At 69.0% G+C, this 14,545-nt stretch carries 9 protein-coding genes; 3 read left to right on the forward strand and 6 right to left on the reverse strand.

From position 1 onward, the window contains the following. Positions 1–6 precede the first annotated feature (6 nt). The gene (locus tag ASF52_RS03095) at positions 7–2,211 is read right to left on the reverse strand and encodes a 3-hydroxyacyl-CoA dehydrogenase NAD-binding domain-containing protein (RefSeq protein WP_056167432.1); all 2,205 of its coding nucleotides are present in this window, start codon (positions 2,209–2,211) and stop codon (positions 7–9) included. Between the two features lie 112 nt (positions 2,212–2,323). On the opposite strand from ASF52_RS03095, the gene ASF52_RS03100 reads away from it, so the two are divergent. Further along, positions 2,324–3,148 carry an EAL domain-containing protein gene (locus ASF52_RS03100; RefSeq protein WP_056167435.1) on the forward strand — a complete coding sequence of 275 codons (825 nt, stop codon included), beginning with the start codon at positions 2,324–2,326 and terminating at the stop codon, positions 3,146–3,148. Between the two features lie 93 nt (positions 3,149–3,241). On the opposite strand, the gene ASF52_RS03105 is transcribed toward ASF52_RS03100, so the two are convergent. From ASF52_RS03105 to ASF52_RS03115, 3 genes are all read right to left on the reverse strand, one after another. After that, positions 3,242–3,724: a hypothetical protein gene (locus ASF52_RS03105; RefSeq protein WP_056167438.1), complete on the reverse strand. Its 483-nt coding sequence runs from the start codon at positions 3,722–3,724 to the stop codon at positions 3,242–3,244. A gap of 113 nt (positions 3,725–3,837) precedes the next feature. Further along, positions 3,838–5,046: an acetyl-CoA C-acetyltransferase gene (locus ASF52_RS03110; protein ID WP_056167441.1), complete on the reverse strand. Its 1,209-nt coding sequence runs from the start codon at positions 5,044–5,046 to the stop codon at positions 3,838–3,840. A gap of 163 nt (positions 5,047–5,209) precedes the next feature. Then, a complete protein-coding gene (locus tag ASF52_RS03115; RefSeq protein WP_056167443.1) occupies positions 5,210–6,997 on the reverse strand; it encodes an acyl-CoA dehydrogenase C-terminal domain-containing protein in 1,788 nt (595 codons plus the stop codon). Positions 6,998–7,288: 291 nt separating this feature from the next. Here ASF52_RS03115 and ASF52_RS03120 point away from each other — a divergent pair, with 291 nt between their 5' ends. After that, positions 7,289–10,564: a tetratricopeptide repeat protein gene (locus ASF52_RS03120; RefSeq protein WP_056167447.1), complete on the forward strand. Its 3,276-nt coding sequence runs from the start codon at positions 7,289–7,291 to the stop codon at positions 10,562–10,564. A gap of 129 nt (positions 10,565–10,693) precedes the next feature. Further along, on the forward strand, positions 10,694–11,146 hold the full coding sequence (locus ASF52_RS03125; RefSeq protein ID WP_056167449.1) for a DUF3429 domain-containing protein: 453 nt from the start codon (positions 10,694–10,696) through the stop codon (positions 11,144–11,146). Positions 11,147–11,221: 75 nt separating this feature from the next. Here the strand turns inward: ASF52_RS03125 and pdeM are convergent, their stop codons facing one another. Beyond that, complete coding sequence (pdeM, locus tag ASF52_RS03130; protein WP_056167453.1) at positions 11,222–11,935, reverse strand: ligase-associated DNA damage response endonuclease PdeM; 714 nt, start codon at positions 11,933–11,935, stop codon at positions 11,222–11,224. A 37-nt stretch (positions 11,936–11,972) separates the two neighbouring features. Then, positions 11,973–14,543, reverse strand: a complete 2,571-nt coding sequence (locus tag ASF52_RS03135; protein ID WP_056167742.1) for a ligase-associated DNA damage response DEXH box helicase — start codon at positions 14,541–14,543, stop codon at positions 11,973–11,975. Between the last annotated feature and the right edge of the window lie 2 nt (positions 14,544–14,545).

The raw sequence follows: 14,545 nt of genomic DNA on the forward strand, positions 1-14,545 counted from the left end.
GCGTTTTCAGGCTGCTTTGCGGGCGGCCGCGTCGCCGTAGAACGTCCCGCCCCGCTCGGCCATGGCGAGGAGATTGTGCGGCACGGCGAAGCGTGGTCCGTGCTTGGCCTCCAGCCCCTGCGCCAGGGCCACGAAGGCCTTGGCGCCCATGAAATCGATGTACGACAGGGCGCCGCCGGTGAACGGGGCGAAACCGAAGCCGAGGATCGAGCCGACATCGGCCTCGCGCGGATCGGTGACGACGCCTTCGCCGACGGTGCGGGCCGCCTCCAACGCCTGGACCACGAGGAGGCGCTGCTTCAGTTCCGTGAAGTCGACGGCCTCCGCATCGACATGGGTCGCCTGTAGATCCTTGAGGCCGGGCCACAGGCGCTTCGGTGCCCCGTCCGGATAATCGTAGAAGCCACGCTTGTTCTTGCGCCCGAGGCGGCCCTCGCCCTCGACCAAGGTGGTGAGGAGCGCCTTCTGCGCCGGATCGATGGACCCGGCGCCGAGTTGCGCCTCCGTCGCCTTGACGATCTTCAAGGCCAGATCGACTGCCACCTCGTCCGTGAGCGACAGCGGTCCGACCGGCATCCCGGCCTGCCGTCCGGCATTCTCGATCATCGCCGCCGGGATACCCTCGTTGAGCATGGTGTGGCCTTCGAGAAGGTAGGCCCCGACGCAGCGGTTGGCGAAGAACCCGCGCGCATCGTTGACGACGATGGGGGTCTTCTTGATGGCGCGGGCGAAGTCGATGGCCGTGGCGAGGGCCGTGTCGCCGGTCTGGTCGCCCTTGATGATCTCGACGAGCATCATCTTTTCCACCGGCGAGAAGAAGTGGATGCCGACGAAGTTCTCCGGCCGCGCGGACGTCTTCGCGAGGCCGGTGATCGGCAACGTCGAGGTGTTGGAGGCGAAGATGGCGTCGGGACGGATCGCAGCTTCGACCCTGCCGATGACCTCCGCCTTCACCGCCGGATCCTCGAAGACCGCTTCGATGATGAGGTCGCACTCGGACAGGGCAGCGTAGTCCGCACTCGTCGTGATGCGCGCGAGGAGCGCATCGCGGTCTGCCGTCTTGGCCCGGCCCTTGTTGATCTGGTCGGTGACGAGCTTATGGGCGTAGGCCTTGCCCTTCTCGGCCGCCTCCGTGGACTGATCGACCAGCACCACGTCGAGGCCGGCATTGGCCGAGACGTAGGCGACGCCCGCCCCCATGAAGCCGGCGCCGACGACGCCGATCCGCTTCACCGCGGTGGGGGCGACATCCTTCGGCCGACGAGCCCCCTTGTTCAACTCGCCCATGGACAGGAACAGGGTGCGGATCATCGCCGCCGCTTCCGTGGACCGCAGGATCTTGGCGAAGTATCGGCTCTCGACCCGCAGGGCCAAGTCCATGGGCAGCTGCAATCCCTCGTAGACCGCGCCCAGGATCGCCTTGGCCGCGGGATAATTGTCGTGGGTCTCGCGACGGTAGATGGCATTGGCGGGCGGCCAGGTCATCATTCCGGCGGGCGAGTACACCTTGCCGGACGGCGCCTTGAATTTCGGCACGTCCCACGGAGCCACCGCCGAGCCGCCGCCGAGGATCCAGGCCTTGGCCTTCGCCACGATCTCGTCCTTGCCCGCGACCTCGTGGACGAGGCCCATGTTGCGAGCCATGAGCGGCCGGATCTGCTCGCCCTTGAACAGCATCTGCAGGGCATCGCCCGTCTGCATCAGGCGGGGCACGCGCTGGGTGCCGCCGGCGCCCGGGAACAGGCCGACCTTGATCTCCGGCAAGCCCACGCGGGTCTTCGGATCATCCGACAGGACGCGGTGATGGCAGGACAGCGCGAGTTCGAAGGCACCACCGAGGCAGATGCCGCTGACCGCCGCCGCGAAGGGCTTGCCGCAGGTCTCCAATTTGCGAAACAGCAGGGTGAGCTTTCGCGACTCCTCGAAGAAGTGCCGCATGGCTTCTTCCTCGCCGCGCTCGACCTTGAGCGCCTCGAAGGCGCGGCCGAGCCCCTGAAGCATGGTGAGATCGGCGCCACCGGAGAAGTTGTCCTTCCCCGAAGTCATGACGCAGCCCTTGATGGCGGGATCCGCCACCACCGCGTCGATGACAGCGTGCAGGTCGTCCATCACCGCATTCGTAAAGACGTTCATCGAGCGGCCAGGCATGTCCCACGTCGCCAGCGCAACACCGTCGGCATCGGTCTCGAAACGGAAATTGGTGAGATCCATGGCTGATCCTCGGGTTTGGGGTGGCCTCGGGCTGGCTGCCTTAAGCCAAAATCAAAACTTAGGGGTGCAGTCGGGTGGAGTAGGGGCCCATGCGAACCTTCAAGGGATCACGATGACAGGACGGATCGGCTGCCAGGGTTGCCGCGAGGGCGCCGAGCTCGATTTCACCTTCACCATGGCGTTCCAGCCGATTCTCGACATCGAGACGGAGCGCGTCTGGGGCTACGAAGCGCTCGTTCGCGGCACCGGCGGTGAATCCGCCGGTTCCATTCTGGCCCGCGTGACCCCGGAGACGGTCTACCGCTTCGACCAGGCGGCACGGGTCAAGGCGATCGAGTTGGCGGGCCGTCTGTTCCCCGCAGACGACTGGACCAAGCTGTCCATCAACTTCATGCCGAACGCGGTCTATGAGCCCGCAGCCTGCATCCGCTCGTCCCTGGAGGCCGCACGCCGGGCCGGATTCGCCCATGATCGGATCATGTTCGAGTTCACGGAGAACGAGAAGTTCCGCGATACGGCCCATGTCACCCGCATCGTCGCCGAGTACCGCAAGCAGGGCTTCCTCACGGCGCTCGACGATTTCGGCGCGGGCTTCGCCGGCCTGAGCCTGCTGGCCAACTTCCAGCCTGACCTCATCAAGATCGACATGGATCTGTTGCGCGGCATCGATACCGATCACCGTCGACAGATCATCGTCGGCGGCCTCATCGGGATCGCCCGGGGCCTCGGCTTGGCCGTGATCGCCGAGGGTATCGAGACAGAAGCCGAGTTCGCGACCCTCCGGGGCCTCGGCGCGACGCTGTTCCAGGGCTACCACTTCGCGCGGCCGCATCTCGAACACCTCCCGGCCGTGGCCGGTTTCCCGACCCACGTTGCGTTCGCCCAAGAACTTGCGTTCGCCCAAGACGTTGCGTTCGCCCGAGACATGGTCGCCTGAGCCGCCCGACCGGATTGGGCGAACCCGATCCAGTCCGCCCGGGTGGCGTGGGGTCTCGGTCATGGGCGAGGCCGACACGGGTGCCGGCGTGTCCTAGCGTGCCGGCATCGGCAGGGGCGGCGCGCCGGCCTTGCTGTCCCCCGCCTGCGCGATGGCGAGCATGTTGAGGAGCTTCGTCACCGAGGCCTGCGAAATCGCCGTGACGCTCGACGCCGGGTCGGCGTTGACCGCCTGGAACTTCTGGTAGGTCTTGTCGTCGTAGATGCCGCTGAGGTGCTTGAGTTCATCCAGGGTGAACTTCTCGGCGTAGGCCTTCGACAAACCCTCGATCATCACCTCGCGCTGCTTGTCGAACTCGGCGCGCACTTCCTTGCGCACGGCCTCGGCCTTGTCCTCGGGCATCGACGCGACGGTCTTCTCGAGGGCGCCGGTGAACCCGGTCTCGAGGTTCTTGATCAGGGTCTTCTGGACCAGATCCTTGGCCACCCCGACGCGGTCGGAGGCATCGTCCGCGCGGGCACTGAGCGGCAGGCACAGGGCGGTGGTCAGGCACAGGGTGGCGAGCAGGCGCGTCATCGTGGCGTTTCTCCCGATTGTTCTAGGCTTGCGCGCCATCGCGAAGAACGCGACGGGCGCCGCCGTCTACCAATGTTTCGAAGGGTTTGTCGCCCCGTGGCCGGGACCCGGCATCACACCCGTTCGATGATGGTCGCCGTGCCCATGCCCGCGCCGATGCAGAGCGTGACGAGGGCGCGCTCCTTCCCGGTGCGCTCCAGCTCGTCGAGGACGGTCCCGAGGATCATCGCCCCGGTGGCACCGAGCGGATGCCCCATGGCGATGGCGCCGCCGCAGACGTTGACCCGCGCCGGATCGAGGTCGAACGCCTGCTGAAAGCGGAGCACGACGGCGGCGAAGGCCTCGTTGACCTCGAACAGGTCGATGTCCGACAGGCTCAGGCCCGACCGCGCCAGCACCTTGCGGGTGACGTCGACGGGGCCGGTGAGCATCAGGGCCGGGTCGGAGCCGATGTTGGCGAAGGCACGGATCCGCGCCCGCGGCCTCAGGCCCGCAGCGTCGCCGGCCTCGCGCGAACCGATGAGCACGGCGGCCGCTCCGTCGACGATGCCCGACGAGTTGCCGGCATGGTGGACGTGGTCCACGGCCTCGACATCCGGGTGGGCATCGATGGCGACCGCGTCGAAGCCGCCCATCTGCCCCATCTGGACGAAGGACGCCTTGAGCTGTCCGAGCGACTGCATGTCGGTCGTGGGCCGCATGTGCTCATCGGTGGCGAGCAGGGTGATCCCGTTGATGTCGCGCACCGGCACGACGGCGTTGCCGAACCGCCCCTCGGCCCACGATGCGGTCGAGCGCTTCTGCGACTCGACGGCGTAGGCATCGCATTCGGCGCGGGAGAACCCGTACTTCGTCGCAATGAGGTCGGCCGACACGCCCTGGGGCATGAACCAGGACTTGATGGCGATGGCGGGGTCCACGGGCCAGGCGCCGCCCGAGGCGCCGAGGCCGACGCGGCTCATGGATTCGACGCCGCCGCCGATGGTCATGTCGTGCTGGCCGGCCATCACCTGGGCCGCGGCGAAGTTCACCGCATCGAGGCCCGAGGCGCAGAAGCGATTGATCTGCACACCGGGAACGTGAGTGCCGTAATCGGCCACGAGGGCTGCGGCACGGGCGATGTCGCCGCCGGCCTCGCCGACGGGATCGACGCAGCCGAGGATCACGTCGTCGACGCGCCTGGTGTCGAGGCCGTTGCGATCCTTGAGGGCACGCAGCGTGATCTCGGCGAGGCGCAGGGCCGTCACCTCGTGCAGCGCGCCATCGGGCTTGCCGCGACCGCGCGGGGTGCGGACGTGATCGTAGATATAGGCCTCGGGCATGCGCGCTTCCTTGTTTCCATCCTCCCTCCGCGGGGAGGGCGGCGAACGTCAGTGAGCCGGGCGAGGGGAGCGCGACATCTCCAGGGACGGCGCTCCCCCCAGCGACCCGGCCTTTCCGGCCGGGCCACCCTCTCCTGCAGAGAGGAGAGGCAACGGCGCCTTCTTAGAAAGCCTCGGCGCTCAGCGCCATGGTGGTTTCGGCACCGGCCTTGATTCGAACGAGCCGCATGGCCGTCTCGGGCAGCATCCGCTCCATGTAGAACCGCCCGACGACGAGCTTGTCGGCCATGCGGCTGGTCGCCGCCTCGGCCTGCTTGGCCAGCGCCGCTTTGGCGATGCGCGCCCACATGTAGCCCATGGCGACGAGGCCGAGGAGGTGCATGTAGTCGGTGGCACCCGCTCCCGCATTGTCGGGCTTCGAGAACGCGTTCTGCATGAACCACATCGTTGCGCCCTGCAGGTCGTCGAGCCCGGCCTGGAGCGGCGCCGCGAAGGGTTTCATGCCCTCGTCCTCGCCGTGATCCTTGAGGAAGGTCTGGACCTCGGACAGGAAGCCCATCATGGCGCGGCCGCCATCCTTGGGAAGCTTGCGCCCGATGAGGTCCATGGCCTGGATGCCGTTGGCGCCCTCGTAGATCATGGCGATGCGGGCATCGCGCACGAATTGCGACATGCCCCATTCCTCGATGTAGCCGTGGCCGCCGAAGAGCTGCTGGGCCTCCACGGCATTGGCGAAGCCCCGATCGGTGAGCACGCCCTTCACCACCGGGGTCATCAGGCCCATGTGGTCCTCTGCGCGCTGCCGCTCGGCCGCGTCCTCGGAGCGGTGGCCGATATCGGCCTGTAGCGCGGTCCACAGCACGAGGGCGCGACCGGCCTCGTTGAAGGCCCGGATCCCCATGAGGGTGCGGCGGACGTCGGGGTGGACGATGATCGGATCGGCCACCTTGTCGGGGGCCTTGGCACCGGTGAGGGACCGGCCCTGCAGGCGGTCCTTCGCGTAGGCCACGGCGTTCTGGTAGGCGACCTCGGACTGGCCGAGGCCTTGGACGCCGACGGCGAGGCGGGCCTCGTTCATCATTACGAACATGGCGTTGAGGCCGCGGTTCTCCTGGCCGACGAGCCAGCCCTTGGCGCCGTCGTAGTTCATCACGCAGGTCGAGTTGCCGTGGATGCCCATCTTGTGCTCGAGGGAGCCGCACGAGACCGGGTTGCGCTCACCCACCGAGCCGTCGGCGTTCACGAGGAATTTCGGCACCACGAAGAGCGAGATGCCCTTGGTGCCCGCCGGTGCGCCCTCGATGCGGGCGATGACGAGGTGCACGATGTTCTCGGACAGGTCGTGCTCGCCGGCCGAAATGAAGATCTTCGTGCCGGTGAGATTGAAGGAACCGTCGCCGTTCGGCACCGCCTTGGTCTTGAGGAGGCCCAGATCCGTGCCGCAATGGGGCTCGGTGAGGTTCATGGTACCGGTCCAGGCGCCCTCGACCATCTTGGGCAGGTACATCGCCTTCTGCGCGTCCGAACCGTGGACGAGCAGCGCCGCCATGGCACCCTGGGTCAGGCCCGGATACATGCCGAGCGCCAGGTTCGCGCCGGATACGAACTCCGAGATCGCCGTGTTGAGGGTATGGGGCAGGCCCTGTCCGCCGAACTCCTCCGGTACGGACAATCCCATCCAGCCGCCGGCCGCGTAGGTGTCGTAGCCGGCCTTGAACCCCTTCGGCGTGGTGACACCGGAATCGGCCTGGCGGGTACAGCCCTCGCGGTCGCCGACGGCGTTCAAGGGGGCGAACACCTCCTCGGCGAGCTTCGCCCCTTCGCCGAGGACGGCCTCGACCACGTCGGGCGAAGCATCGGAGAAGCCCCGGAGATTGCTGTAGCGTTGGAACCCTAGAACGTCGTTCAGAAGAAACAGAACGTCCTCGACCGGCGCCTTGTAGCTCGGCATCCCACAGCGTCCTTCCCTGGTCACGGCGACACGCGCATCCGACCGGATCGCGGTACCGCTCGATGGATGGTTCATATCTAAACCATCCTGAGGCGAGCGGAAAGAGGAAACGGTCGGGAAACCGAATGTCGAAGTCGGCCGCGGCGCGGCTTCGGAAGCGGCTTCGGTTAACCCGCTATTTACCAAGAAAGTTAAAGGTCGGGTCAGACGATCCGACGTGGACCCGCGCCATCATCCGCCGGGGGCCGGCGCCGCGCATCGAGACCGGACCTCGCCGCATCAGGTTAGACGATGACACGCTCCGCCCCCATCGATCTCGACGGCTTCGACCCGGACATCCTCGACGCCGCGCGCGATGTAGCCCGGCGGGCCGGCGTCCCCGTCGAGACCTGGATCGCCTCCATCGTCACCCCGGATGACGTGGCCGCGCCGCAACGCGACGCTTCTTCCGGAACGACCCGGGAAGCCCCCGCCACACCGTCCGGCGCGTCCCCCGCCAAAGCACCCCGACAGGGGACTGCGAAGGCGAGTCGCGAGAACCCGTCGAAGCCGGCACCGAAGACCGCGCCGCCGGCGCCACTCCCCGACGCAAAGCCGGCGCCCGGCGCCGAGGCCGCCGAAGCGGGCTCCGAGGCGCCCGCGACCGCAACGCCGACGCCCGACGTGACGGCGCAGGCGCTTGCGGAGATGATGCAGCGCCTCGATGCCATCGATCGACGGATCGCTCAGGAGCAGACGGCCACGCAGGCGGCGGCCAGCCGCACCATCGCCGACCTCCAACGACGCGTGGCGGAACTCGGCGAGCAGGTCGTCGCCCCCCGTCCCATCGGTCGGCGCGGCCGTTCGGCCGCCCTCGAAGTTCGGGATGCGGTGAGCGAGATCCGCCAGCGCCAGCGCGAACTCGATACCGGCCCTGCCCCCATTGCCACGGTCATCGGTGAACTGCGCAGCGAGACCAGCCGCCTGCGCGCCTCCCTCGACGGCGTGGCGACGGGCCATGAAGTCGGCGTCCTGGAGGAGGCGATGCACGCCCTCGCCACGGGCGTCGACGGCGCCCCGGCACAGGCCGACCTCTCCGCCGTGACGGCCCCCCTCGATCGAATCCGTGCCGAGGTCGGCCGCTTGTGCGGCGACACGGCCCGTGAGGTGCAGACCCGCCTCGCCGCCGACCTCGAGACCCTCGGAGCGCGGGTCGATGCCGTCCTGAGCAACGGCCCGGACGCCTTCGCCGATCGCGAGGCCCTCGACGAACTCTTTCGTGAACTCCACGACATCCGCACCGCAATCGCGGGGCTCGCCGCGCCCGAGCGCATCGAGACCCTGGCCTCCGGCGTCGCTGCGATCAGCGCCGAGATCGCCCGCCTCCAGACCGGCGTCGGGGCCGATTCGGGCGTGGCCTCACTGCGTCCTCTGCTGGAGGAGATCCGTTCGGGGTTGAACCGCCCCGCACCGGGCGGCCTCGAAGACCGGATCGACGCCATGGCGGCGAAGCTCGACGCCCTGCGCGACGGCTCCGCCCTGAATGGCGGCCCGAACTCGGACGCGATCATCCATCGGATCGATGCATTGTCGGCGAAGGTCGATGCCGTCCACGTCAACCCCGTCGGCGACCTCATCGAGCGTCTCGAAGGCCTCGGCGCGACCCTGCGCCGGCCCGTGTTGCCGGACGGCGACCTGGCGGCCATCCACGGTATGCTGCACGACCTTTCCGTGAAGGTCGACCGCATGGGGACGTCGGACACCGTCTCGGCGGAGGGGCTCGATTCCCTCGAGCATCAGGTTCTGGCGCTCGCCGCCCGTATCGACACCCGCGACAGCGACCCGGCCCTCGCCGGTTTGGAACGCACCATGGGTGACCTGCTGGCTCAAGTCTCCGCCCTGCGCGAGGAAGCGCCGCTGATCGAGCGGACCGGCCGCCACGGATCCGTCGAGACCCAGACGGATGGGAACGACCTCGTTCGCCTCCAGGCCGGCCTCGCCGACCTGCGCGACCAGCAATTCGCGTCCGAGCAGCGCCTGCAATCGACCCTGGTCGGAGTCCACTCGATCCTCGAACGCCTTGCCGGACGGGTCGGATCGACCGAATCCGGACCGATGTCGTCCGAGACGCAAACACCGGCCGAGCGTCTCCTCGGCACCGGTGGCATGCCCCCGACCAAGTCTGCGGCCAGATTCGCCGGCAAGCCGATCGCGCGAGCGAGCGTCCGCCCGACGGAACGTCCCATCGCCGACGCCGTTCTGGGCGACCTTCCCCTGGAGCCCGGGGCCCGGCGGCCCGGACGCGACCCGATCACCGAGGACGCGGAGCCCAACGCGTCCGCCGCCCTCGACGGCGACATCAAGTCCAGCTTCATCGCCGCCGCTCGTCGCGCCGCTCAGGTGGCGCAGGCGGAGGCATCCGGTACCGTGCAGGCGCCCCGTGCCCGGCACGGCTCCGATGCGTCCTCCTCGAGCGAGGCGGTCGCGTCGGCTCCGCTGAACGCCCGGTTCGCCCGCCTGCGCGCTGAACTCGATCGCCGCCGCAAGCCCCTGCTTCTCGGGCTCGCCGCCATCATCCTCGCCCTCGGTGCGCTTCAGGCCATCGGAACCCGAGGCCCGGCCCGCGAGACCGTCGCCGCATCGGCGGAGGCCCCGAGGACCGAAACACCCGCGGGCGCAGCCTCCGGCCTCCCGGACCCGGTCACCACCCAGTCACTCGCCGATCCGGCCTCGCTCAAGGAAGAGGTGGCCAAAGCCGACGCCACGAAGACGGATTCGACGAAGACCGACCCCGCCCGGGTCGATGGTACCAAGGCCGAAACCGTCCGATCGGGCACGAACCGGATCGTCCCGCAGGTGACTGCGATGGCGGCCCTGTCGCCCGATCTCACCGCCGTTCCGGCAAACTTGGCCTCCCTGCGTCAGGCCGCCATCGAGGGCGATGGCACGGCCGTCTACGACCTCGCCGCGCGCTTTGCCGACGGGCGCGGCGTGACGCGCGACCTCGCCCTGTCGCACAAGCTCTACGACAAGCTCGCGCAGGCCGGCTACGCGCCGGCCCAGTACAAGCTCGGCGGGCTCCATGAGAAGGGACTCGGCGTGCCCCGCGACCTCGCCCAGGCCAAACTCTGGTACGGACGCGCGGCGGAGCAGGGCAATGCCCGGGCGATGCACAACCTCGCGGTGATCCACGCGGAGACACCCACGGCCTCGGGCAAGCCGGACTACACCACGGCGGGGCAATGGTTCCGGCGCGCGGCCGAGTACGGCCTGCGCGACAGCCAGTACAACCTCGCGGTGCTCTACGCCCGCGGCCTCGGCGTGCAACAGGACCTCCAGCAATCCTTCCTGTGGTTCTCCGCTGCCGGTGCGCAGGGTGATGCCGACGCGGCCAAGAAGCGTGACGACGTGGCGGCCAAACTCGAACCGAAGGACCTCGCCACGGCGCGGGCCCTCGTCGCCGCGTTCAAGGCCAAGGTGCCCGATCCGGCCACCAACGAGGCCCCCACGGCTTCAACTGCGCCTCGGACGATGACCCTGCTCGGGGCGACGCCCCCGGCTCCGGTCACCCCGCCGCGACGCAGCTGAGAATTGTCACAACGCGTCCATCCTGTCGCGCGTGCGGGTATCTGCCGCCTTTCCTCGGGCGCCCCGAGGCGTTTGGATGGCGGATGCTTTCTCGCGGACGGCGGGGGCCGGCCCGAATGGGATTCACGGATGACGGGAGGGCCGAGGGTGCGGGTGACGACGGTGCCACCGGCGGCGGTGATCCTCGGGATCGCCGGCCTGATCCCGTTCCTCGGCTTCGCGTTTCTCTCCGTCAGCGGTGGCAATGCGGGCTTGAGCACCATCGGCCTCGATCCGCGCATGGTGTTGTCCACCTACGGGGCGGTGATCGCTTCGTTCCTCGGTGGAATCCGCTGGGGCGCCGCTGCGGCACGCGGCGGTGGCGGGGCCGATTACGCCATCGCCATCGTGCCGTCCCTCCTGGCCTGGGCGGCCCTGGCCATGCCGGCCCCATGGGACTTGCGGACGCTCGGCTGCCTCGTCCTGGCCTGGGGCTTCATTGATCAGGATCTTCCCCGCCGCGGCCTCGTGCCCGTGTGGCTGGGCCGTCTCCGGCTCGTCCTGTCGGTCGTGGCCGGGGCGTCCCTCCTCGTCGCGGCGTAGAACTCCGGTGTTAGAGCTTGTCGTCGGCTTCCGCGAGAGCCGATGGGAGAAACGGTGCCTCGCGTACCCTGACGATCAGTCCTTCGCCAGCATGGACTTCCCGATGGCGAAGACCCGCCCATCCCCCAGGAGATGCGCGGTGAAGCCCGCCGGAAACAGCGGCTCGAACACCGGATTGCGCACGTTGAGACCCCCCGCATAGGCGCCGAAGGCCGGCATGATGAGGCGGCGACCGTCGGTGACGAAGCAGCGGCGACGCACGGCCCGACCCCGCATGGCGACCTTGCCGCACGGATGCAGGTGACCGGACACCTCGCCGTCCACCGCGTCGGGGGTCGGCTCGTGGCGGAGCGTGAGGCCGCCGAGCGTCAGGATCTCGGCGTAGCGCCCGCCCACCCCCTCGGTCACGGCGTGATCGTGGTTGCCGGCGATCCAGACCCAGTCGCGCCCCTCCTGCAGGGCCGCCACCATGGCGCGGTCGCCCGGCTCCATGCGATCCGGCCCGCGCGCATCGTGAAACGAATCGCCCAGAGCCACGACGCGGGCCGGGTCGAGGCGGGCCACCACCTCGTGTAGACAGGCCAGGGTCTCGCGGGTGTCGTAGGGCGGCAGGAACTGGCCCGAGCGCGCCGCGAACGCCGAGCCCTTCTCCAAGTGGAGATCGGAGACGATGAGGGTGCCGTGGGCGGCCAGCCACAGGCCGCCGCACAGGTCGAGGGTGAGGTGTTCGCCGGCAAGCGTCAGGCCGGGGGCCTTCGTGGTCTTCTCGAGTCGTGCGCCGAGCGCCAAAACCGCATCCTCGTCATCGGGTGAGCAGGGCGACACGTCAGCCGAGCGCCTCTTCGAGAAGCTGCGCCTCGGCCTCGGCCAGGATCTCGTCCGCGCCCTCGCCGTAGACCTTCTCCCGCCCGATTTCGAGCATGACGGAGACGGACAGGGGCGAGACGCGGTCCAAGGCCTTGTGGACGATTCGCCCCTGGATGCGCCTCAACATCACACCGAGGCGCTTCACGTCGAGGAGTCCGGTTGCCGCATCCTGCCGCGCCGCGCGCAGGAGCAGGTGGTCGGGCTGGTGCTTACGCAGGACGTCGTAGACCAGATCCGTGGACATGGTGACCTGGCGCCCGGTCTTGGCCTGCCCCGGATAACGGCGCTCGATGAGCCCCGCGATGACGGCGCATTGCCGGAATGTGCGCTTCATCATCGCCGATTCGTCGAGCCATGCCTCGAGATCGTCGCCGAGCATGTCCTCGGCGAACAAGGCTTCGAGGAAGTCCGACCCGGTGGCGATGCGCGCGCTGAGATCGCGGGTCATCCAGATGGCGATGCCGTAATCGTTGGCGGCGAAGCCCAGAGGCCGCATCCGTGCGCGCTCCAGGCGGCGGGTGAGGAGCATGCCGAGGGTCTGGTGCGCGAGCCGCCCCTCGAACGGAAACGCCGTGAGGTAGTAGCGCCCCGAGCGCGGAAACGTCTCGACCAGCAGGCCCGTCGGGCCGGGCAGCACCGAGCGGGTGCGCTGCTGGACGAGGTAGTCCGAGACCTGTTTCGGCAGGCGGTCCCACTCGAACGGATCGGCGATCATCGCCCGCACCCGCGCGGCGAGGAAGGTCGAGATCGGGAACTTGGCCCCGGCATAGGACGGGATCGCCGGGTCGGTGCCGGGTCCGGCACGGGTGGCGAGCGCCTCGTCCTCCGTGAGGCCTTCGAAGCGCAGGACCTCGCCGGCGAACAGGAAAGTGTCGCCGGGGGTCAGCGTATCGGCGAAATCCTCCTCGATCTCGCCGAGGACCCGCCCGCCGCGCGGCAGCACGGCGCCGGGGCGTGCCCGGTTCGCCCGGGCGAGGCGGACCTTCACCTTGGCCGACTCGACGATGGTGCCGACGTTCATCCGGTATTGCTGCGCCGTGCGGGCGTCCCGCACCCGCCACAACCCGTCGGGACCGCGCAGGATCTTGGCGAAGCGTTCGTAGGCCCGCAGAGCGTAGCCACCGGTGGCGACGTAATCGACCACCGCCTCGAAATCCTCCCAACTCAGGGTAGCGTAGGGGGCGGCCGAGACGATCTCGTCGTAGAGCCGGAGCGGGTCGAACGCGTCGGCACAGGCCATGCCGAGGATGTGCTGGGCGAGCACGTCCGGGGCGCCGAGGCGCGCATCCGGCGTGTCCTGCGCGGCGGCCTCGACGGCGTCCAGGGCCGCCTGGCATTCGAGGATCTCGAAGCGGTTGGCCGGCACGAGATAGGCCTTCGAGGGCTCGTCCATGCGGTGGTTGGCACGGCCGATGCGCTGCATGATCCGGCTCGCCCCCTTCGGCGCGCCGATGTTGACCACGAGATCGACGTCGCCCCAATCGATGCCGAGGTCGAGGGTCGCGGTACAGACGATGGCGCGCAACTGGCCCGCCGCCATGGCGGCTTCGACCCGGCGGCGCTGGGTGGCGTCGAGGGAGCCGTGATGCAGCGCGATCGGATACGACTCCTCGTTGATCCGCCAGAGTTCCTGGAAGGTGTACTCGGCCTGGAGCCGGGTGTTGACGAAGACCAGTACCGTGCGGTGACGACCGATGAGATCGTAGATCGCCGGCATCGCCTGCCAGGCGGTGTGACCGGCGAGCGGGAGCGTGAGCCCGGTGTCGAGCATGTGAAGGTCGGGCGCCGCGCCGCCCCGTACGACGACGAGGTCGGCCATGGGAGGCTCGGGCACGCCGGCTTCGTCAGCACCACCGTGCTCCCGCTCCTGGAGGGAGAGGGTTGGGGACCCGCGCTCGTCCGCCGAGGCGTGGCGCTGCGGCACGAGATACCGCCGCAGATCGTCCGGCTCCCGTACGGTGGCGGAGAGGCCTATCGCCGTCAGGCCCGGGCTGAGCCGGTGCACCCGCGCCAAGGCCAGGGACAGGAGGTCGCCGCGCTTCGACGTCACCAGGGCGTGCAACTCGTCGAGCACGACGCAGGACAGATTGGAGAAGAGTTCGGACGCCTCGCGGTGAGCGATGAGGAGCGCAAGCTGTTCGGGCGTGGTCAGCAGGATGTCGGGCGGTCGCTCGACCTGCCGGGTGCGCTTATGGGACGGCGTGTCGCCCGTGCGGGTCTCGACACTGATCGACAGGCCCATCTCGGCAATCGGTGCTTCGAGGTTGCGGGCGATGTCGACGGCGAGCGCCTTCAGGGGCGAGATGTAGAGGGTGTGCAGGCCCCGTGATTTCTTTGCCGGCGGACGTTCCGCCAGGGCCGTGAGGCTCGGCAGGAAGCCCGCAAGGGTCTTGCCGGCGCCCGTGGGGGCGACCAGCAAGGCGGAGCGACCCGCGCGCACGATGGCGAGCAGGTCGAGCTGGTGCGGGCGGGGTGTCCAGCCGCGCGCGGTGAACCAATCCGCGAACCGGTCGGGCAGGACCTCGGGCAGCG

Source organism: Methylobacterium sp. Leaf112 (assembly GCF_001423295.1).
GTDB lineage: Bacteria > Pseudomonadota > Alphaproteobacteria > Rhizobiales > Beijerinckiaceae > Methylobacterium.